The sequence below is a fragment of the Hyphobacterium sp. genome (genome assembly GCF_043584775.1).
Lineage (GTDB): Bacteria > Pseudomonadota > Alphaproteobacteria > Caulobacterales > Maricaulaceae > Hyphobacterium.
This window is the reverse complement of sequence record NZ_CP121327.1, coordinates 1901444-1922225: the sequence shown is the minus strand read 5'-3', so window position 1 is coordinate 1922225 and position 20782 is coordinate 1901444. Positions and strand designations below refer to the sequence as shown.

Annotated in this window: 17 protein-coding genes and 1 pseudogene; 16 read left to right on the top strand and 2 right to left on the bottom strand. The window is 61.4% G+C overall.

The annotated features are described in order from the left end of the window. The first annotated feature begins 8 nt into the window (after positions 1–8). From mraY to ligA, 16 genes and pseudogenes are all read left to right on the top strand, one after another. A complete protein-coding gene (mraY, locus tag P0D52_RS09615) occupies positions 9–1115 on the top strand; it encodes a phospho-N-acetylmuramoyl-pentapeptide-transferase (protein WP_394692440.1) in 1107 nt (368 codons plus the stop codon). A gap of 6 nt (positions 1116–1121) precedes the next feature. Beyond that, positions 1122–2522: a UDP-N-acetylmuramoyl-L-alanine--D-glutamate ligase gene (gene murD, locus P0D52_RS09610; RefSeq protein ID WP_394692439.1), complete on the top strand. Its 1401-nt coding sequence runs from the start codon at positions 1122–1124 to the stop codon at positions 2520–2522. Positions 2523–2531: 9 nt separating this feature from the next. Further along, the gene (ftsW, locus tag P0D52_RS09605; protein ID WP_394692438.1) at positions 2532–3650 is read left to right on the top strand and encodes a putative lipid II flippase FtsW; all 1119 of its coding nucleotides are present in this window, start codon (positions 2532–2534) and stop codon (positions 3648–3650) included. Further along, positions 3647–3934 (top strand): annotated as a pseudogene (locus P0D52_RS09600) (glycosyltransferase); the annotation flags it as partial. The gene ftsW and the pseudogene P0D52_RS09600, both read left to right, overlap by 4 nt. 157 nt (positions 3935–4091) lie before the next feature. Then, a complete protein-coding gene (locus tag P0D52_RS09595) occupies positions 4092–4739 on the top strand; it encodes a glycosyltransferase (RefSeq protein WP_394692437.1) in 648 nt (215 codons plus the stop codon). A 4-nt stretch (positions 4740–4743) separates the two neighbouring features. Continuing rightward, the gene (gene murC, locus P0D52_RS09590) at positions 4744–6147 is read left to right on the top strand and encodes a UDP-N-acetylmuramate--L-alanine ligase (protein WP_394692436.1); all 1404 of its coding nucleotides are present in this window, start codon (positions 4744–4746) and stop codon (positions 6145–6147) included. 4 nt (positions 6148–6151) lie between these two features. After that, positions 6152–6613 carry a hypothetical protein gene (locus P0D52_RS09585; RefSeq protein ID WP_394692435.1) on the top strand — a complete coding sequence of 154 codons (462 nt, stop codon included), beginning with the start codon at positions 6152–6154 and terminating at the stop codon, positions 6611–6613. Beyond that, positions 6613–7536: a UDP-N-acetylmuramate dehydrogenase gene (gene murB / locus P0D52_RS09580; protein WP_394692434.1), complete on the top strand. Its 924-nt coding sequence runs from the start codon at positions 6613–6615 to the stop codon at positions 7534–7536. The genes P0D52_RS09585 and murB overlap by 1 nt, the downstream gene beginning before the upstream one ends. Continuing rightward, positions 7533–8447, top strand: a complete 915-nt coding sequence (locus P0D52_RS09575; protein WP_394692433.1) for a D-alanine--D-alanine ligase — start codon at positions 7533–7535, stop codon at positions 8445–8447. The genes murB and P0D52_RS09575 overlap by 4 nt, the downstream gene beginning before the upstream one ends. Then, on the top strand, positions 8435–9349 hold the full coding sequence (locus tag P0D52_RS09570; RefSeq protein WP_394692432.1) for a cell division protein FtsQ/DivIB: 915 nt from the start codon (positions 8435–8437) through the stop codon (positions 9347–9349). Before P0D52_RS09575 ends, P0D52_RS09570 begins: the two co-directional genes overlap by 13 nt. Next, the gene (ftsA, locus tag P0D52_RS09565; RefSeq protein WP_394692431.1) at positions 9346–10659 is read left to right on the top strand and encodes a cell division protein FtsA; all 1314 of its coding nucleotides are present in this window, start codon (positions 9346–9348) and stop codon (positions 10657–10659) included. Before P0D52_RS09570 ends, ftsA begins: the two co-directional genes overlap by 4 nt. 107 nt (positions 10660–10766) lie before the next feature. Next, positions 10767–12350, top strand: a complete 1584-nt coding sequence (gene ftsZ, locus P0D52_RS09560; protein ID WP_394692430.1) for a cell division protein FtsZ — start codon at positions 10767–10769, stop codon at positions 12348–12350. Positions 12351–12494: 144 nt separating this feature from the next. Next, positions 12495–13394, top strand: a complete 900-nt coding sequence (gene lpxC, locus P0D52_RS09555; protein ID WP_394692429.1) for a UDP-3-O-acyl-N-acetylglucosamine deacetylase — start codon at positions 12495–12497, stop codon at positions 13392–13394. Positions 13395–13484: 90 nt separating this feature from the next. Next, positions 13485–14321, top strand: coding sequence for an outer membrane protein assembly factor BamD (locus P0D52_RS09550; protein WP_394692428.1), 837 nt, complete (start codon positions 13485–13487; stop codon positions 14319–14321). Positions 14322–14333: 12 nt separating this feature from the next. Beyond that, the gene (gene recN / locus P0D52_RS09545; protein ID WP_394692427.1) at positions 14334–16037 is read left to right on the top strand and encodes a DNA repair protein RecN; all 1704 of its coding nucleotides are present in this window, start codon (positions 14334–14336) and stop codon (positions 16035–16037) included. After that, positions 16034–18142 carry an NAD-dependent DNA ligase LigA gene (gene ligA / locus P0D52_RS09540; RefSeq protein ID WP_394692426.1) on the top strand — a complete coding sequence of 703 codons (2109 nt, stop codon included), beginning with the start codon at positions 16034–16036 and terminating at the stop codon, positions 18140–18142. The genes recN and ligA overlap by 4 nt, the downstream gene beginning before the upstream one ends. A gap of 131 nt (positions 18143–18273) precedes the next feature. Here ligA and P0D52_RS09535 read toward each other — a convergent pair whose 3' ends face one another. Then, entirely contained in the window at positions 18274–18813 is a 540-nt protein-coding gene (locus P0D52_RS09535; protein ID WP_394692425.1) for a hypothetical protein, read from the bottom strand. Further along, on the bottom strand, positions 18813–20651 hold the full coding sequence (locus P0D52_RS09530; protein ID WP_394692424.1) for an aminopeptidase P family protein: 1839 nt from the start codon (positions 20649–20651) through the stop codon (positions 18813–18815). The genes P0D52_RS09535 and P0D52_RS09530 overlap by 1 nt, the downstream gene beginning before the upstream one ends. Positions 20652–20782 lie beyond the last annotated feature (131 nt).

Below are 20782 nucleotides of genomic sequence, written 5' to 3'. Positions count from 1 at the left end.
AATTCACCATGCTGGAATGGTTGCTACTGCCGTATGCTGAAGACGTCGCGATCTTCAACCTCCTGAATTACATCACTTTCCGCACCGGCGGCGCACTGATGACAGCGCTGGTCATCGCCATTTTTGGCGGCGCGCCCTTTATTCGCTGGCTGAAGAAGAAACAGCGCGAAGGCCAGCCTATCCGTGATGACGGCCCGGAACGCCATGTCATTGAAAAGGCAGGCACGCCGACTATGGGCGGCTTTCTCATCCTTGTCGGAATCATTGTGGGAACCCTGCTCTGGGGCGATCTGACCAACCAGTATCTATGGGTGGTCCTGTTCGTCACCGTCGGATTTGGCGGCATTGGCTTCATCGACGACTATCGCAAGGTCACACAGCGTTCGACGGCAGGCCTTTCGGGCTGGATCAAGCTGGCGCTTCAGTTTGCCATAGGCGGCATTGCGGTCTGGTGGATGACGAATTTACTGGGCGAAGCGCCCGACGTGCCTGACGGCTTTGCGACCTCTGTCGCGCTTCCCTTCTTCAAGGATGTACTGATCCCGCTCGGCCCCTTTTTCCTGCTATTTGGAATGTTCGTCATTGCCGGATCGTCCAATGCGGTGAACCTGACCGATGGTCTCGATGGCCTTGCCATCGTGCCGGTCATGATTGCGGCGGCCAGCTTCGGTTTCATCGCCTACATCGTCGGGAACGCCATTTTTGCGGATTATCTACAGCTCAATTTCACGCCCGGAACCGGCGAGCTGGCCGTGTTCTGCGGCGCATTGCTGGGCGCGTCTCTGGGCTTTCTCTGGTATAATGCACCTCCCGCTATGGTGTTCATGGGCGATACCGGCTCGTTGTCCTTGGGCGGTGCGCTCGGCACGATCGCGATTGCTGTGAAGCACGAAATTGTGCTCGCCATTATTGGCGGCCTCTTCGTGCTCGAAATGGTGTCGGTGATGGTGCAGGTCACCAGTTTCAAACTCTTTGGCAAACGCGTCTTCAAGATGGCCCCGATCCACCACCACTTCGAGAAGATGGGCTGGCAGGAACCCACCATCGTTGTGCGGTTCTGGATCATTGCGGTCATCCTGGCGCTGATCGGTCTTTCGACCCTGAAACTGCGCTAGGCCGAGATGATTCCGGTTCCCGGATATGAAGACCAGCTCGTCGCCGTCTTCGGGCTGGGCCGAACCGGGATAACCGCTGCGCGGGCTCTGACCGCGGGCGGGGCCAGAATTCTCGCCTGGGACGATAATCCGGAAACCCGCCAGAAGGCGCAGGCCGCCGGAATTGAACTGACGGATCTGGACCGGGCTGACTGGACCGAGGTGAAGGCGCTGGTCCTGTCGCCGGGCGTGCCGCTGACCCACCCGCAACCGCATCGCTTGGTGAAAAAGGCGGCAGAGCACGATGTGCCCGTCATGGGCGATATGGAATTGTTTGCTTCGGCGATGACGGCCTTGCCAATTGATCGCCGCCCGGAAATCATCGGCATCACCGGCACGAACGGCAAATCCACCACGACGTCGCTCATCGGTCACATTCTGAAGAAGGCGGGCCGCGATGTCCGCGTTGGGGGAAATATCGGCAATGCTGTGCTGGGGCTGGAGCCGCCCCGGGCGCACACGATCTATGTGCTGGAGCTATCCTCCTATCAGCTGGATCTCGTGCAGTCGCTTCACTGCGATGTCGCCATCTGGCTGAATCTGACCGAAGATCATATCGACCGTCATGGCGATATGGCGGGATATAAAGCTGCCAAATTCCGGATTTTCGCGAACCAGACTGAAAGCGACCTGGCGGTCGTTGGTATCGACGACGATCATTCGGCCGGGGTTCTGAGCCGCTTGAAAGCGGGCGGAATCCAGCAGGTCACCGCCATCTCGTCAGGCCATGCACTTGGCCGCGGCGTCTATGCCATTGGCGGCAAGCTCTTCGATGCGACCGGCACTGCCAGTCATGAAGTGCTTGATCTGGCGTCTGCTCCCTCGCTTCCGGGGCGGCACAATGCGCAGAATATTGCAGCTGCCTATGCCGCATTGCGCCATATCGGACTGAGCGCGGATCAGATCGCCTCGGCGATCAGGAGCTTTCCCGGTCTGGCCCACCGTCTTGAATTCATCGGTACTCAGAAAAACGTGCGCTTCTTCAACGATTCCAAGGCCACCAATGCGGATGCGGCAGCCAAAGCGCTCGCCAGCTTCGACAACATCTACTGGATTGCCGGTGGCCGCAAAAAGGAAGGCGGGATAGGGTCTCTGGCAGAATATTTCCCGCGCATCGCCAAGGCTTATCTTATTGGTGAGGCTGCTGAGGAATTTGCGGCCACTCTGGCATCAGCTGTGCCCTTTGAAATGGCCGGAACGCTGGATAATGCCATCGACCTTGCGGCACGGGACGCCAGTTCCAGCGGACGGGCAGCGCCGGTCATTCTTCTTTCACCTGCATGCGCGAGTTTTGACCAATTCAGGGATTTTGAGCATCGCGGAGACGTTTTCCGCACGCTGGTGCAATCCGGGATCGGAAAACCGTAAGGGGCAAACATGGTCGCGATAGAGGCACGGCATTTCGGGGATTGGTGGAAGTCGATCGACCGGACGCTTCTGTTCGTTGTACTGGCCCTGATCAGCGTGGGTCTGATCCTGTCTCTGGCCGCCAGTCCGGCAGCTGCCGTCCGCGAACATTTCTCCGATCCGTTTCACTTCCTTTATCGCCACAGTTTTTTCGCGGCCTTGAGCCTCATCGTGCTGCTGGCCGTTTCGTCTCTGTCCCGGCGCAATATCAGGCGCCTGTGTGCACTCACGCTCGTCGGGTCGCTCGCCTTGATCGTTGTCACCGTGCTGATGGGTCATGAAGTAGGCGGCGCGTCCCGTTGGCTGCGCATCGCGGGCTTCTCGCTGCAACCGTCCGAATTCCTAAAACCGTCCCTGATCGTAATGTCCGCCTGGCTGTTTGCCGAAACCCGCAATGGCGCGCCCATTCCCGGCCGCGTGATCGCCTTCGGGCTCTATCTGTCCAGCGTTGTCCTGTTGATGATGCAGCCGGATTTCGGTCAGTCCATCCTGATCACGCTCTGCTTTGGCGGTGTTTTCTTTGTCTCCGGTCTCAACTGGCGCTGGATGGCCGGACTGGCCACCACAGCGACCGCAGGCGTGATTTCCGCCTGGATGTTCCTGCCCTATGTCGCCACGCGGGTGGAGCGCTTCCTCAATCCGGATTCCGGAGATCGCTATCAGACCGAGACCGCCATTGCCGCCATATCGCGCGGCGGACTGATGGGCGTGGGGCCAGGCGAGGGGATTATCAAGCGTTCCCTGCCGGATTCCCATTCCGACTTCATTTTCTCGGTTGCCGCAGAAGAATTCGGCCTCATGGCGTCGCTCGCCATTATCGGCCTGTTTGCCATTCTGGTCGCCCGGGCCTGGATGAATGCACTCAAGCTGACCGATCATTTCGCCCAGCTGGCGGTCACCGGACTGGCGCTTCAATTCGGCTTGCAGGCCGTCATAAATATCGGCGTCAATCTGGATATGATTCCGCCCAAGGGCATGACGCTGCCTTTCATCTCCTATGGCGGGTCTTCCATGCTGGCACTGGCGCTGGGCGCCGGGCTGATGCTGGCATTGACCCGGCGGCGTCCCGGCGCGTATCTGCGGGCATGACAACACCAAAACGGGCATTGATCGCGGCAGGCGGTACGGGCGGGCACATGTTTCCGGCGCGCGCCGCTGCGCAGGAACTGGTCGCGCGGGGCTGGGAAGTGCGGCTGGTCACAGACGCCCGCGGCATGAAACATACGGACGGCTTTCCGGCTGTCAGTGTCGATCAGATCCGCGCCGCCAGCCCCGTCACCAAAAACCCGGTCAAACTGGTCAAGGCGTGGATGGAATTGCTGGCCGGACTGATGACCTGCCGGAAAATCATCAAGGCCTGGAAGCCGGACGTGGTTGCCGGGTTTGGCGGCTATCCGGCGTTTCCGGCGCTGATGGCGGCGCAGCAAAAAAAAACTGCCCTTTGCCATTCACGAGCAGAATGCCGTTCTGGGCCGTGTCAATCGTGTCTTCGCCAAGGGCGCGGGCTTTATCGCCTCGGGCTTCGAGCGTTTGGACCGAGCGCCCAAAACGGCAAAGCGGCTCATCACCGGCAATCCGGTCCGATCCGAATTTGTTGCGGCGCGCGACAAGCCGTTCCCGGACGAGGCCGGACCGATCCGGATTTTTGTCCTCGGCGGCAGTCTGGGCGCCCGGATACTCTCCGAGACAGTGCCGCAGGCGATGGCAGAACTCCCGGAAAGGCTCAAATCCCGCCTTGAAGTCGCCCAACAAACCCGCGAGGAATCTCTCGCAATGGCTCAGGACATCTACCAACACGCCGGCATCCAGGCCGATTGCGCGCCCTTCTTCGGCGATGTCGCAGATCGTCTGGCCGCCTCGCATCTGGTGATCGCGCGGGCCGGGGCGTCCAGCGTGTCCGAAATCGCCTGTGTCGGCCGTTCCGCCATTTTTGTGCCGCTGGCGATTGCCGCCGATGATCACCAGACGGCGAATGCTGAAGGCCTGGTTGAAGCGGGGGCGGCCGATTCCATTCCCGAACATGAATTCAATGCCGAAGCCCTGACGGCCTTGCTGGATGTCCGGCTCTCCAATCATGCCGAACTCGCCGACCGCGCTGCAAAATCGGCGTCTCTGGGACGTCCGTCTGCAGCCGCATTGTTTGCAGATGCGCTGATCTCGCTCGAACAAGGAAACTGACCGCATGCCTCACAGAAGCCTGCCCGTTCGCGTTGGCCCCATCCACTTTGTCGGCATTGGCGGCATCGGGATGAGCGGCATTGCCGAGGTGATGCTCAATCTGGGCTATTCGGTGCAGGGCTCGGATATCAAGGAAAACCCGAATGTCGCGCGTTTACGCGATAAGGGCGCGGTCATCCATATCGGCCATGCGGCGGAGAATGTGAAAGGCGCGGGCGCGCTGGTCGTATCCACCGCCATCAAGCCCGGCAATCCGGAACTCATCGCCGCCCGGGAGAAGAAAATCCCGGTCGTTCGCCGCGCAGAAATGCTCGCCGAGCTGATGCGATTGAAATACTCGGTCGCGGTCGCGGGCACCCATGGCAAGACGACCACGACATCGCTGGTCTCAGCCCTGATGGACGCGGCGGGCCTGGACCCGACCGTCATCAATGGCGGCATCATTTCCGCCTATGGCTCCAATGCCAAGATGGGTGCGGGCGACTGGATGGCGGTCGAGGCCGATGAGAGCGATGGCTCCTTCCTGAAGCTGCGCGCCACGATCGGCATTGTCACCAATATCGACCCCGAGCATATGGAGCATTATGGCAGCGTCGAAAAACTCCACGATGCCTTCTACCGCTTTGTCGAGGGGCTGCCATTCTATGGTTTCGCCGTTTTGTGCACCGACCATCCCGACGTTCAGAGCCTTGCCTCCAAAGTCACGGATCGCCGCCTGATCACTTACGGGTTCAATCCGCAAGCCGATGTGCGGGCAGAAAACCTGGAAATGACGCCGGCCGGTTCGACCTTCGATGTGGTCTTCCGCGACAATGGCCATTCCGAGCGCTGGGGCGGTGTTTTCCTGCCGATGATGGGCGAGCACAACGTGCTCAACACCTTGTCGGCCATCGCGGTCGCGCGCGAACTCGGCGCGACAGAAGCCAACGCCAAGTCTGCGCTCAAAGCTTTCGGCGGCGTGAAGCGGCGCTTTACGAAAACCGGCGAATGGAAGGGCGCCGATATTATCGATGATTACGGCCACCATCCGGTCGAAATCTCTGCCGTTCTGAAAGCGGCACGTCAGGCCAGCAAGGGCAAGGTGATCGCCATCGCCCAGCCGCACCGCTATACGCGCCTGCACGATCTCTTCGATGACTTCTGTACCTGCTTTAACGACGCCGATACCGTCCTTATCGCACCGGTCTATGAGGCGGGCGAAACCCCCATTGAGGGGGCCAGCTCGGAGCATCTGGTGGAAGGCTTGCGCGCGCATGGCCATCGCGACGCCCACACCATTACACGCGAAACTGTGGCGGCTGCGGTCGCCGAACGAGCTAACGAGGGAGATGTGATCATCTGCCTCGGCGCCGGCGATATCACCGCCTGGGCTTATGCCATGCCGGATGAGTTGAAGGCGCTGGGGTGAGAGAATGGCTACAAGAAAGTCCGGTTTCCTCGCTCACGATTGGCAATTAATCGAAAACCGCATGAATGAGTTGGCAGGGGATACGACGCACAATGTGGTTGCACAATACCGCCAAGCGACCGCCGAACTGGTTCGGCACCTAAGAAAAAGTGGGGTCGCCGATTCTCTTTTCGGGCAAACCAGTTTGGATAGCCTCCGGCTATCAACAACCGATCCAGTTGCTATGGGCGGCGGAACTTTACTGATAGAGCGCGCGGAAACTGAGGGCATGATCCGGCTGGTTTTTGAAGAATATAGCTGGCCAAATCCCGCTTTAGGAAAAAAGAACTGGTCCCATGAGTACCGCTTAGGCGAAATAAAGCCAGCTTTGGCTAGGTTTTTTCTGCGAGCGGGATGGTTCGGTAAAAACCACCCTGCCGTGATCGCGCTGGTGGGTACGATGGATACATCGGTAGAGCGATATTGATGAGCCTGCCTGAAAAACTCCCGCCCGTTCGTGGCAAATACCTGCCCGCCGCGCCGCTGGCCGACATGACATGGCTGCGCGTCGGTGGTCCGGCAGAAGTGTTATTCCTGCCGGCCGATGAGGCCGATCTCGCCCGCTTTCTGGCGGAGACACCCGACGACATTCCGGTCCACATCCTCGGCGCGGGATCGAATACGCTGGTGCGCGATGGTGGCGTTCCCGGTGTGGTCATCCGCCTGACAGCGCCCTTTGGCAAAGTCGAAGCCATCAGCGAGACGCAGTTGAAGGCCGGAGCTGCGGCGCTGGACAAGAAAGTGGCACAAGTCGCGGCCAAAGCCGGCATTGCGGGAATGGAATTTTTCACCGGCGTGCCCGGTGCGATCGGCGGCGCGATCCGGATGAATGCCGGCTGCTATGGCACAGAGACAAAAGACATTCTGGTTGAGGCCGTGGCGCTGGACCGGGCCGGGCGCCGCCTGATCGTGACGCCGGACGAGCTGGGCTATGCCTATCGTCACTCAGACGCGCCAGAAGACTGGATTTTCGTGGAGGCGACCTTTGAAGGCACGCCCGATGATCCAGCGGCCATCACCGCCCGCATGGACGAGATCACGGCACGCCGGAAAACCACTCAGCCGATCCGCGAGAAAACCTCCGGTTCGACCTTCAAGAATCCCGATCCGCCCGGAACGCCGGATCAGCGCAAGGCCTGGCAATTGATTGACCAGACCGGCTGGCGCGGCAGGAAAATCGGCGGCGCCTGCTTTTCTGAACATCACGCCAATTTCCTGATCAATGACGGCACGGCCAGCGCCGCCGATCTGGAAGCAGTCGGTGAGGGGGCGCGCGCCGACATCAAAGCCGCCACCGGCATCGATCTGCACTGGGAAGTGCGCCGCATCGGCGTGGAGACAGCCAAATGACCAAACGCATCGCAGTTCTTCTGGGCGGCATGTCCGCCGAACGCCCTGTCTCGCTGGTTTCGGGCAAGGCTTGTGCCGATGCGCTGCGCCGCAAGGGCTGGGATGTGGTCGAGATCGATCCGACCCGCGAACTGGCGAAGCAATTGGCCGATGCCAAACCGGACGTCGTTTTCAATGCCTTGCATGGTGAATGGGGCGAGGACGGCAAGGTCCAGGGCATTCTCGAACATTACGGCAAACCCTATACGCATTCCGGCGTGCTCGCCTCGGCGCTCGCCATGGACAAGCAGCGGGCCAAGGCGGTTCTGGAAGTCTTCGGCGCGAAATGCCCGGAAGGCAAGCTGGTGGATCGCTATAAAGCGGCCAAGGACCACGCCATGGAACCGCCCTATGTCGCCAAGCCGAATGCGCAAGGCTCGTCTGTGGGTGTGTTTATCGTACTCGAAGGCACAAATCGCCCACCTGCGGAGCTGGCGGACCCAAGATGGGAGCTCGGTAGCGAAATCCTGATCGAGAAATTCATTCCCGGCCGCGAGCTGACCGTCGCTGTGCTCGGAGACAAGGCTCTCGCTGTCACGGAAATCATTCCGAAGACCCGCTTCTACGATTACGAGGCGAAATATGCGGCGGGCGGTTCGGTGCACGAGATTCCCGCAAGGATTCCAAAGGCAATCGAGGATGAAGCCAAGCGTCTCGCCCTGATCGCGCATCAGGCGATGGGCTGTCGCGGCCTGACTCGCTCTGATTTCCGCTACGATGAATCAGCGTCAGAGCCGCTATGGTTACTCGAAATTAACACCCAACCGGGCATGACTCCGACTTCCCTCGCCCCTGAACAGGCGGCGTGGAGCGGGATCGAATTTGACGATCTCGTTCAGTGGATGGCGGAGGATGCGTCATGTCCAAGGTGAAACGCGCTCCGGCTCGGCGAAAACCGACCCGGCGCAAATCACCCCGGAAGCAAACCGCCGCAGCGTCCGCGCCGCGGCGTTTTCGTAACTGGGTGGAAGCCCGGCTTCGTGGTGCGCGTTACAGCGCAGCCAATGCCGCACGCCTTGTTGCGGGGCTCGCCGCTGCATTGATCCTCCTCATTCTCGGCGGTTTTTTCATTTTTGGTGGTCTGGATGATCTGGGCGCCTCGGCAGAGCGCATGGCGGCCAATCGCACGGCCGCAATGGGGCTCGCCGTCGATGTCATTGAAGTCTCGGGCGTTGAACCCGAACAGGCTGCAGAAGTCGCGACAACAATCTCCGTTTTCCGGGGACAGCCCATGCTGAGTTTCAATCCGGACGCGGCCCGCGCCGAGGTCGAGGCCTTGCCCTGGGTAAGGGAGGCCAGCATTGTCCGGCTCTGGCCGGACCGGATCGCTGTTGTGATCGAGCCGCGCGCCGAATTCGCTCTGTGGCAGATCGAAGGCGATATCCACGTCATCGATCGCGACGGTGCCGTGCTGGGCGAGGCCGATGCCAATGACTGGCCCGACCTGCCGCTGGTCGTCGGTTTTGGTGCCAATGAAGAAGCCGAACTCCTGATCGAGACACTCGAGCACCACGAAGAGATTGCGAGCCGGGTTTCCGCCATGGTCCGTGTCGGCGATCGGCGCTGGAATCTGCGCCTGGTAAACGGGCTCGATATCAAATTGCCGGAAAGCGAAGTCGGCGCGGCGCTTGCCGTGCTGGCCGCCATGCATGCCGAACGCGGTGTCCTGCGTCTGGATGCTGAAAGCATTGATCTGCGCCAACCCGGCGAAATGATTGTCCGGGCGCGGCCTGAACGGGCGCGTGCGGCCGGTATGGAGGAACGGGAAGCGTGAGCCTTTTGTCCTTCCTCTCCGGCGAAAAGAACAAAACGACGGGTCAGGCCAAGCCGGGCATTTGCGCGGCGCTGGATCTCGGTTCATCAAAGACGGTCTGTTTCATCTCACGCACAGAACAGACCGCAGAAGGCGCGCGGCCGCGCATCATCGGGGTCGGGCACCAATCCTCTCGCGGGATGAAGGGCGGCGTGATTTCCGATCTCGAACTCGCCCGTGCCAATATTCGTGAAACTGTACAGCGCGCCGAGCGCATGGCCGGCGTCGCCATCAGCCAGGTCAGCGTCGCGCTAACCGCTGCGCGGGCAAGGGGCGAGGGTATTACACTGGAATCCGCCATCGCCCGGGGCGAGATCACCGAACGGGATATGCGCCGCCTGCAGGATGCCGCGATCGCCGAATTCCAGCGCCCTGACGAAGTCATTCTTCACGCCATCGCGGTCTCCTGGGTCGTCGACGGGCAGGACGAAGTCAGCGATCCGCGCGGCATGTATGGACGCAATCTGGCCGTCAACATGCACATTGTAACCGCGCCGGTCGGACCCTTGCGCAATCTGCTCAATTGTATCGAGGGCTGTCATCTCGACCTCAAGGCCGTCATCGCCTCGCCCTATGCGGCCGGGCTGGCAGCGCTGACCGATGACGAGATCGAACTGGGCGCAACGCTGATCGATATGGGCGCCGAGACCACATCTGCAGCCGTGTTCGCATCCGGCAGTCTGGCCCGCCTGACGGCCGTGCCCGTGGGTGGACGTCATGTTACCAGCGATCTCGCGCGCGGCCTGCAAACGCCGCTATCCTCTGCCGAGCGCATCAAGATCCTCTATGGATCGGCGCTGGAAAGCCCGAGCGATGATCGTCAGATGATCGAAGTGCCGCCGGTGGCCGGCGATGGCGATCGGATGAATGCCGCTCCGCGCTCCATGCTGAACTCCATCATTCGCCCGCGGCTGGATGAAACCTTCGAAATGCTACGCGACAAGCTCGATCTGAGCGGCCGCCTGGATCAGAACCACCGCGTCGTGCTGACAGGGGCTGCCGCTCAGCTTCCGGGCGCAAAGGAAATCGCGTCGCGCGTTTTCGGTCGGCCGGCGCATCTGGCGCAACCTCATAGCGTGTCGGGGCTCGGCGATGCCGTCAGCGGACCGGGCTTCTCGGTCGTCTCCGGCATCATTCTGCGTGAAACCCGCGGCGCGGCGGAAGCGATTTCCGGCCCGCCCAAGCTCAATGCGTCGCGCGCCAAACGGGGCGCAAATCGCGTTCAACCGCAACGAGAAACCGTCTGGCGGTGGCTGGCGGAAAGCTTTTAGACGAAATCCACAGAGAATCTTGTGGATTTAACCCGCAATTAATCGCTGCAGGACGACATTGTCCGCGAATCCTGCGTTAACCTTTAGGCTTCGTATACGGAGCGGCCATGGCCCTGAATATATCTGTTCCCGAGACTACCGAACTTCGCCCCCGCATCCTCGTATTCGGGGTCGGTGGAGCCGGTGGTAACGCCGTCAACAACATGATCGAATCCCAGCTTGAAGGGGTCGACTTCGCAGTTGCAAATACCGACGCGCAGGCGCTGGCCCGGTCCAAGACCGAGCGACGCGTCCAGATGGGGGCGGCGATCACCGAAGGTCTGGGCGCAGGCGCGCGGCCGGAAATCGGTGAGCAATCCGCTGAGGATTCACTGGCCGAGATCATGGAGCACCTGGCGGGTGCCCATATGGTGTTCATCGCCGCTGGCATGGGCGGCGGCACCGGCACCGGGGCGGCGCCTGTGATCGCCCGCGCTGCGCGCGAGCAAGGCATTCTGACCGTGGGCGTGGTCACCAAGCCGTTCCAGTTCGAAGGTTCGCGCCGTATGCGCATCGCCGATGCAGGCATCGAACAGCTTCAGGATCATGTCGACACGCTGATCGTCATTCCGAACCAGAACCTGTTCCGCATTGCGACCGAAAAAACCACGTTTGCCGAGGCCTTCCAGATGGCGGACGACGTCCTCCATTCAGGCGTTCGCGGTATCACCGACCTTATGGTCATGCCGGGTCTGATCAATCTCGACTTTGCCGATGTTCGTGCAGTGATGAACGAGATGGGCAAGGCCATGATGGGCACCGGTGAAGCTTCTGGCGAGAAGCGCGCGACCGAAGCGGCGCATGCTGCTATTGCCAATCCGCTGCTGGATGATGTCTCGCTGGAAGGCGCAACAGGCGTTCTGATCAATATCACCGGCGGCTATGATATGACCCTCTATGAGGTCGATGAAGCGGCCAATGAAATCCGCAATCAGGTCGACCCTGATGCCAATATCATCGTCGGCTCGACCTTCGATGAAGCGCTGGATGGCACAATCCGTGTGTCCGTTGTGGCGACCGGAATTGATGCTGAACAGCAAGTGGCCGTTGATCCGCGCCGCGCCCAGCCGCGCGCCAATGCAGCACCGGCGGTTGATCCGCATGCAGGCATTTTGCCCTGGAAACGGGAAGGCGTGGGCGAGCGCCCCGGCAAGGCGGCAACCGCCGCAACGGGCGAACGCCAGGGGCCGCTCGTGCGCCGTTTGCACGAGGAAAAAGCCGAATACCGCCCCGCGCCGCAGGCCGAAAAGCGCGAGCCGGAAATCGCACCTTATGCCGATCCGGTGGCCGAGGAGATCGAGGCCGATCCCTATATGGATCAGGATCCGCGTCCTCAAGTCATTCGCGATCAGGAGCGTGTGGCCGCCGAGGCTGAGCGTTTCCGTCCGGAAGCCGAGCCGCGCCGTGAACCGCGCCTTGAAGCCCGTGAGGACGAGATCGAGGAACCGGCAGAAGAGCGCAAATCGGCCTTCTCCCTCTTCGGACGCCGCAAGCGCCCCATGGCACCGCTGCCCAAGACGCCGCCGCGTCAATCCGAGGACGAGACCGTCCGCCCGCGCAGCGCGCGTCAGGCAACAGGTGACCTCTTCGGTGAGGACGGGGAAGATACGGATCTGGAGATTCCGGCCTTCCTGCGCCGTCAGGCCAACTGATCTGACGGTTTCAGGCGCGTAACAAACTGCAACAATGCTTTAATTGCGGCTGTTAGCTTCCGCCTCTAGGACAACCCTTGAAGAAATCTGCGCAGATTGCGCCGGGCCTTAATGGTCTGATTTACGGTTCGAAGGGTGTTGAGTGTGAGTAACCGGAAGACATTGGCAGCCGTATCGGTGTGTGCGGGGATTGGTCTGCACTCCGGCGAGCGTGTGCGCATGGTCTTGAAGCCGGCGGCTCCGGGATCCGGCATTCATTTCGTTCGCTCGGACCTGACGGGCGATAACCGTATCGCCGCGCACGTGGACAATGTCTCCACCGTACGTCTTGGCACGACCATCGCGAACGAGGCCGGGGCCAGTGTTGCGACGGTTGAGCATCTGATGTCGGCCTTCGCCGGTCTTGGCGTTGATGATGCGATTATCGAGATTGATGGTCCGGAAACGCCGGCCATGGACGGATCCGCCGCACCTTTCGTCGAGCTTATCCGGCAGGCGGGTTTGAAAGAAACGGCCGCGCCCTTGCGCGTTATCCGCATTCTGAAGCCGGTTTCGATTGAAATGCAGGGACGTACGGCAACCTTCCTGCCGTCCATCAAGCCCGCAATTGATGTCGAGATTTCATTCCCGCATCCGACCGTGGGCCGTCAGCGCTATGCGTTTGATGTGTCCGACCGGATTTTTGCCGACGATGTCGCCGCGGCGCGCACATTTGGCTTCCGCAAGGATGTCGAGGCGATGCATGCCGCCGGCCTCGCCCTGGGCGGGTCGATGGACAATGCCGTCGTGATTGATGATTCCGGTATCGCGAATCCGGAAGGCCTGCGCTTTGCCGACGAGTTTGCCCGCCACAAGGCACTGGACGCGCTCGGTGATCTGTCGCTGGCCGGGGCGCCGATCTTCGGGCGTTACTTTGCGCATCAGCCGGGGCATGCCCTTAATGTGGCGTCCGTGCGGGCGCTTCTGGCCGACAAGTCAGCCTGGAAAATGGTTTCCTATGCGGATGTAGATGCCCGTCCTGAGGTCGCCTCACTGGAAGGCTGAACCAGCGCTTTCAACGCCGCTTCGCTTGCGCTACAACACACATCGAATTGAGTGACCCTGCCGGGTCTGTTGGCCTTGCGCGGAGTAATTATGACCTTTCTGACGCGTTCCCTGATTGTAGTGATGGCAGCCGCGACCCTGACAGCCTGTCAGTCCCGCCGGATTTCAGAATCAAATGTCTATGTCGAACGCGAGGTCGAGGCGATTTATGCTGCGGCTGTCGAGCGGCTGGAAGCCCGGCGCTGGTCCGATGCCGCCGATCAGTTCGACGAGGTCGAGCGTCAGCACCCTTATTCGGAATGGGCGCGGCGCGCCATGCTGATGGCCGCTTATGCCAACTATCAGGCCGGGAATTACGAAGAGGCAATTTCCGATGCCGAACGCTTTATCGCACTCCACCCGGGTAATCGCAGCGCGCCTTACGCCTATTACCTCGTCGCCATCAGCCATTATGAGCAAATCATTGATGTCGGCCGTGACCAGCAGGCAACGGTGAGCGCGCTGAATGCGCTTCAGCAAGTGGTCCGCCGCTATCCGGAATCCCGCTATGCACAGGATGCGCGTCTGAAAATCGACATGACGCGGGACCACCTCGCCGGCAAGGAAATGGACATTGGCCGCTGGTATCTGCGCCGCGGATTCTATCTGGCGGCCATCAACCGTTTCCGGAATGTCCTCGAGAATTTCGAGACCACCACTCACACACCCGAAGCCCTGCACCGGATCGTGGAATCCTATGTCGCGCTCGGCGTTGATGAAGAAGCCACGCAAGTGGCCGCGGTTCTCGGACACAACTTCCCGGGCAGTGACTGGTATGAAGATACCTATCGCCTGCTGACCGAGGAAGGTATTGCCATCCCGAACCCCGATCTGCAGCCGGAAAACCCTTCCTATTGGCAGCGGGCCATGGACCGGCTGTTCGGCTAGGGCGTTTGCCGGATGCTGACAGCTCTTTCGGTCAGAAATATTGTTCTCATCGATGCGCTGGACGCAGAGTTTGACGCCGGTCTATGCGCACTGACGGGGGAAACCGGCGCAGGGAAATCCATTCTTCTGGGAGCGCTCGGGCTCGCTGCCGGCGAACGGGCCGACCGGGCGCAGGTCAGCGCAGGCCATGATGATGGCAGCGCATCGGCCACATTTGAGATTCAGGAAGGGCATGCCGTAGCCGATCTCCTCGCCGAAGCGGGCCTCGATATGGAAGCCGGAGAAGGTCTGGTATTGCGCCGGCGTGTGACCGCGGATGGACGCAGTCAGGCCTGGATCAATGATCAGCCCGCCAGCGTCAGCCTGCTAAGGCGGATCGGCGAAACACTGGTCGAGGTACATGGACAACATGACGGTCGTGGCCTGCTTGATCCGAAAACCCATCGCGGCCTGCTGGATGATTATGCTGGCAATGGAAGAGAACGCGCGGCGGTTTCCGATGCCTGGAAACAACTGAGTGAAGCCCGCGATCGGCTTCAAACGCTGGAGGAAAGCCGCAAGACAGCGGCCGATCAGGAAACCTTCCTCCGCCATGCTCTCGAAGAACTGGATGCTTTGGAACCGCAACGCGGCGAAGAAGCGGTGCTCGCCGAGGAACGAAAGTTTCTGCAGAACGCCGAACAGGCCCTTACCGAACTGGATGAAGCCCGAAGCGCGCTGGAGTCCGATGGCGGATTGTCATCGCGTTTGAACTCGGCTCTGCGGGGCATGGAAAAAGTCCGGTCGTCACTCGGTGAAGGCGATGCGGGTAGTGCCGGTGCGGCTCGGGCTGCGCTGGATCGCGCCACCGGTGCGCTGGACCGGGCATTGATCGAATTTACCGAGGCCGAAGATGCGCTCTCGGATGCTGCCGAGACGTTCGAAATTGAGCCCGGACGTCTGAACGAAGTCGAAGAACGCCTGTTCGGCCTTCGCGCTGCGGCGCGCAAGCATGACGTGGCCGTTGATGATCTGAGCGATGTCCGGACCGAGCTCGGCGAAAAACTTGACGCGATTGAAAATGCCGATGACCGGGTCAAGGAAGCCGAAAAGGCATTGAAAGCCGCGGAAGCCAGCTATGACACGGCCGCTGGAAAGCTCACCGCTGCGCGCGAAAAAGCGGGCAAGGCCTTGGCCAGGGCGGTCATTGCCGAGCTGCCACCGCTCAAGCTCGACAAGGCGCAATTCCGCGTCGGCATTGACACCGATCCGGACCGGGCCGGAGCCTCGGGCCGGGACCGTGTCGCGTTTGAAGTGATGACCAATCCCGGCACGCCTTTTGGGCCGCTGGACAAGATTGCCTCCGGAGGCGAGCTCGCGCGCTTTGCACTGGCGATCAAGGTCAGCCTTTCAGGCGGCGAGGAGGGGCTCACCCTGATCTTTGATGAAGTCGATCAGGGCGTCGGCGGCGCGGTCGCGGCTGCTGTCGGCAAGCGTTTGAAGCGGCTGGCCGAAACCGGCCAGACACTGGTGGTGACGCACTCGCCCCAGGTTGCTGCGATGGCGGATCATCACTGGAAGATCGAGAAAGCCGAAGATGGCAAGGGCCGCGTCCGCACGACCTTGCGGCCACTCTCTGGCGACGAACGCCGCGAGGAAATCGCCCGCATGCTGTCAGGCGAGAATGTCACCGATGCCGCCCGCGCGCAGGCCGATGAGTTGATGGGGGCGTCATGAGCGCGCTCAAGGATGTGGCGGATCTGACGACTGATGAGGCCGACGCCGAAGTCACCCGCCTGAGTTCTGAAATCCGCAAGCATGACCGCGCCTATTATCAGAATGATGCGCCGAAGATTTCCGACGCCGCCTATGATGCGCTGCGTTTGCGGCTGATCGCGATTGAAGATCGCTTCCCGTTGTTGGTGAGGCCGGACAGCCCGACGCAGAAAGTGGGTGCCACACCGTCGGGCAAGTTCGGCGAAGTGCGCCATGCCCGGCCCATGCTGTCGCTCGGCAATGCCTTCAATGACGAGGATGTCGCCGATTTTATCGGCCGTGTCCGCCGCTTTCTGGGACTCACCGAAGCCGATGATGTTCAATTCACCGCCGAGCCCAAGATTGATGGCCTGTCGGCCAGCCTGCGCTATGAGAAAGGCGAGCTGGTGCTCGGCGCGACGCGCGGCGATGGCGGGACCGGCGAGAATATCACGGCCAACCTGAAAACCCTGAATGATATCCCGCATCGTCTGGACGGCGATGCGCCAGACCTTCTGGAAGTGCGCGGCGAGGTCTATATGAGCCACGCTGATTTCGCGGCGCTGAACGCGCGCCAGCGCGAGATCGGCAAGCCGGAATACAAGAACCCGCGCAATGCGGCAGCGGGATCGCTGCGCCAGATTGATCCGTCGATCACAGCCTCGCGGTCCCTTCAATTCTTCGCCTATGCCTGGGGCGAGCTCAGTGGACCTCTGGCCGAAACCCAGTATGAATCGGTGCAGCGCCTTGGTGCGTTGGGCTTCACGATCAATCCGGAAATGATCGTCACCGGAAAACTGGAAACGCTGCTAGAGGCCTATCGCGGCATCGAGAAACGCCGCGCCACGCTGGATTATGATATCGACGGTGTCGTCTACAAGGTGGATCGGCTGGATTATCAGGCGCGCCTGGGACAGGTTGCGCGCGCGCCGCGTTGGGCCATTGCGCATAAATTCCCGGCCGAACGCGCGACGACCATTCTCAACGACATCGAGATCCAGGTGGGGCGCACGGGCGCGCTGACGCCCGTCGCCAAGCTCGAACCCGTCACGGTGGGCGGGGTCGTTGTCTCCAACGCCACCCTGCACAATGAAGACGAGATCGCCCGCAAGGACATTCGCATCGGCGATACAGTCGTCTTGCAGCGGGCCGGGGATGTCATCCCCCAAATCGTGGAAGTCATCACATCAGAACGCCCGGAAGGCGCACAGCCCTTCGAACCTTTGAAAACCTGTCCCTGCCCGCTGGAAACCCCGACGGCGCGGGAATTCAATGAGCGCACCGGCAAGATGGATGCGGTGCGCCGTTGCACGGGCGAGCTCGCCTGTCCCTTCCAGAAGAAGGAGCATTTGAAGCACTTCTCCTCCCGCAAGGCGTTCGACATTGAGGGGCTGGGCGAAAAGCAGATCGAGGCCTTCTTCGAGGAAGGTCTCGTTCGCGAGCCGGCCGATATCTTCACCCTCGCCATGCGCAACCGGGAAGGGGAGGTTCAACCACCCTTGCAGGAGCGCGAGGGCTGGGGCGAAACTTCGGTCGGCAATCTCTTTGCGGCCATTGAGGGCCGCCGGACCATCGGTCTCGCCCGCCTGCTCAACGCACTCGGCATACGCCATGTCGGCGAGGGGACGGCGCGACTGCTTGCCCGCGCCTATACCAGCTGGACCGCCTTCAAGACTGCCGCGACGGCGGCTGCTGAAGATGGCGAGGCGCGCGAGGGCTTGCTGGGCATTGATGGTGTAGGAGAGACGGCCACCGACGCGATTGGCCGCTATTTCGCCGAGCCGCATAACCTCGAACTGGTCCAGCGCCTCGAAGACCAGATCACGATCGAGGATGCCGAAGCGGTGGCTGCCGACAGTCCCGTTGCTGGCAAGACGATCGTCTTTACCGGCACGCTGGAGCGCGTGACACGTGATGAAGCCAAGGCCAAGGCCCAGTCCCTCGGTGCGAAAGTCTCCGGCTCGGTCTCGGCAAAAACCGACATTCTCGTCGCCGGCCCGGGGGCGGGCTCAAAGCTGAAGAAAGCTACAGAGCTGGGTGTCCAGACCCTCACCGAGGATGAATGGTTTGAGTTGATTGGGGGGTGAAGAGAAGCCGTTCCCTGTCCCCGCTTGCAGCGAGAAAGTAATTCATCCCGTCATCACCCGGTTTATCCGGGTGATCCCGATTGTCCTGAGATACCCCGGACAAGCCGGGGCATGACGTGGAAATCCGGGGCCTATTCCCCGACCCGACGATAGATCCCGTCAATGCGCATGTCCTCGCCTTCAAACTGGACAAGATAGGCGCTCATCGTCTGTTCGAGCACGCCCAGATCATCGACCTTGCACAGGCCTTCCTCGTCGGGCGCGAGGCCGATCTCCTCGCGTGTGGCTTCGGCCAGCTCTGAACAATCAGGGATGTGATAGGCAATCACGCCGTCTTCATAGACCCACATCAGCCCATAGGAAAAGGCGCGCGGGCCATCGCGCGCGGGAATCTGGGCCAGCCAGACATTGCCGCCCATGGAGCGGAAGCGCGCATTATTGTGCGGGAAATTGTCGGCGCGGGAATAATAGCGCATGCCGCGCCCGCGCCGGATTTCACCTTCCCAGGTCGCGCCCGCCCATTCCACGCCGTTTTCCGGATCGACCGGCGCATGCACGAAATAGCCCGCCTCCAGCGGTTCGCCCGCCAGACGCCGCGTGATCAGCTCGTCCTCGGAATAGAAGCATCCGGCCGCCAGCAGGGCGAGGCCGATGACGGCCAGAATACGCATCAGGGTGTCGCGCCGGACAAGGGTTCGCACGCCCGGATCAACCAGCTGGCGGCATCGCCATCCAGCAGGGGCAGGACGCGATCGCGCACACCAGCATGATAGGCATCCACCCACGCCACTTCCTGCGGAGTGAGCAAATGCGTATCGATCAGGGCCTTGTGCAGCGGCGCCCAGGTCAGGTTCTCAAATCCCATCATGTCGATCTCGCCGCCCTCGATCGGCGCGGGGTCGGTGACATAGATCAGGTTTTCGATCCGGATGCCGTATTCGCCTTCCTTGTAGTAGCCCGGCTCGTTCGAGCAGATCATGCCCGGCTGTAGCGGCTCGTCAGAGCCCGCCTTGGCGATCCGTTGCGGGCCCTCATGCACGCCGAGGAAACTGCCGACGCCGTGGCCGGTACCATGGCCATAATCCAGTCCCGCCATGTAAAGCGGCAGGCGCGCGAGGATATCCAGCTGGCCGCCGGTGGTGCCCTTCGGGAAGCGCACCATGGCCAGACCGATATGGCCCTTGAGGACTTGTGTAAAACGCGTGCGCATTTCTGCGGTCGGCTCGCCAATCGGGACGGTTCGGGTCACATCCGTGGTGCCGTCCGGATACTGACCGCCACTATCGACCAGATAGAGCGAGCCCGGGGCCAGCTTCAGATTGGAGGCTTCCGAGACGCGGTAATGCGGCAGCGCGCCATTCGCACCGTAGCCGGAAATCGTATCAAAGGAGAGATCACGCAGCTCGATCAGATCGCCGCGCAGGCTGGCCAGCTTCTGGGCCGCCGTGATCTCGTCGACCTCGCCGGATTGCGCTTCGGTATCGAGCCAGTGGAGAAAGCGGGTCAGGGCCGCGCCATCGCGCACATGCGCTGCGGCGGCGCCCTTCAGCTCCACCTCATTCTTCATGGCCTTGGGAAGAGCCACAGGTTCACGGCGGCGCACCGGCGTGGCACCGGCATCGCTCAGCGTGTCAAACACCCAGGCGGAGCAGGACGCCGGGTCGACGCTCACTTTTGATCCGGCCAGCTCTTTCAGCCCGGCTTCAAATTCACTTTCCGGGCGCAAGGCGACTTCATTGCCCAGATGCGAGCGCACTTCGTCCGTCACTTTTTCCGGCGCGACATAAAACGTGGCCGTACCATCCTTGCGGATGATCGCGGCGCCGAGTGGCAAGGGCGAGCGCATGACGTCGCCGCCGCGCAGATTGAACAGCCAGGCGATCGACGCCGGCGCCGTAATCGCCGCGGCATCGGCACCATCTTCGGCAATCGCTTCGCCAATGCGGGTGCGCTTGTCGGCATGGTCCTCGCCGGTGAATTCCGTCGGGTGCGCGACCAGCTTTGCCATCGGTGCGGCGGGACGATCTTCCCAGGCCGCATCAATCGGATTGGTCTCGACCGCCACCAGTTCGGCCCCGGCCTTGCGTGCTGCTGCCAGCAGGCGACCCAGCGCATCCGGGCTGTGCAGCTTCGCATCATAGCCGATCTTCGATCCGGAAACGGCATTCTTCGCCAGCCATGCGGCAACACCGCCGCCGGTCAGATCTTCCAGGCTGAACAGGTCCTGATCGACCTGCTCGCGCGATTGCACCGTATAGCGGCCATCCACGAAAACGGCGGCCTTGTCCGTCAGCACGACGGCGGCACCGGCAGAACCGGTAAATCCCGTCGCCCAGGCCAAACGCTCGGCGCAATCGGGCAGGTATTCGTTATTATACTCGTCCTCGTGCGGGATGATGAACCCGTCGAGCCCGGCCTCGGCCAGTTGCGAGCGGAGTAGCGGCAGGTGGTCCCGGCCCAGTTGAGGGCCGCCCTTCACCTCGAAAGATTGTGCGCGATAATGTGTCATGGCGCGGAAACTACGCCGCCGAGGGGCGGCTTTCAATGGAAGTCCTCGGCTATGCAAAACTAAATGGCAGGTTTGAATTTTTCGCACTTCTCCTGACCGGCGGCCGGGCGCATGTGGAGGCCAACAAAGGA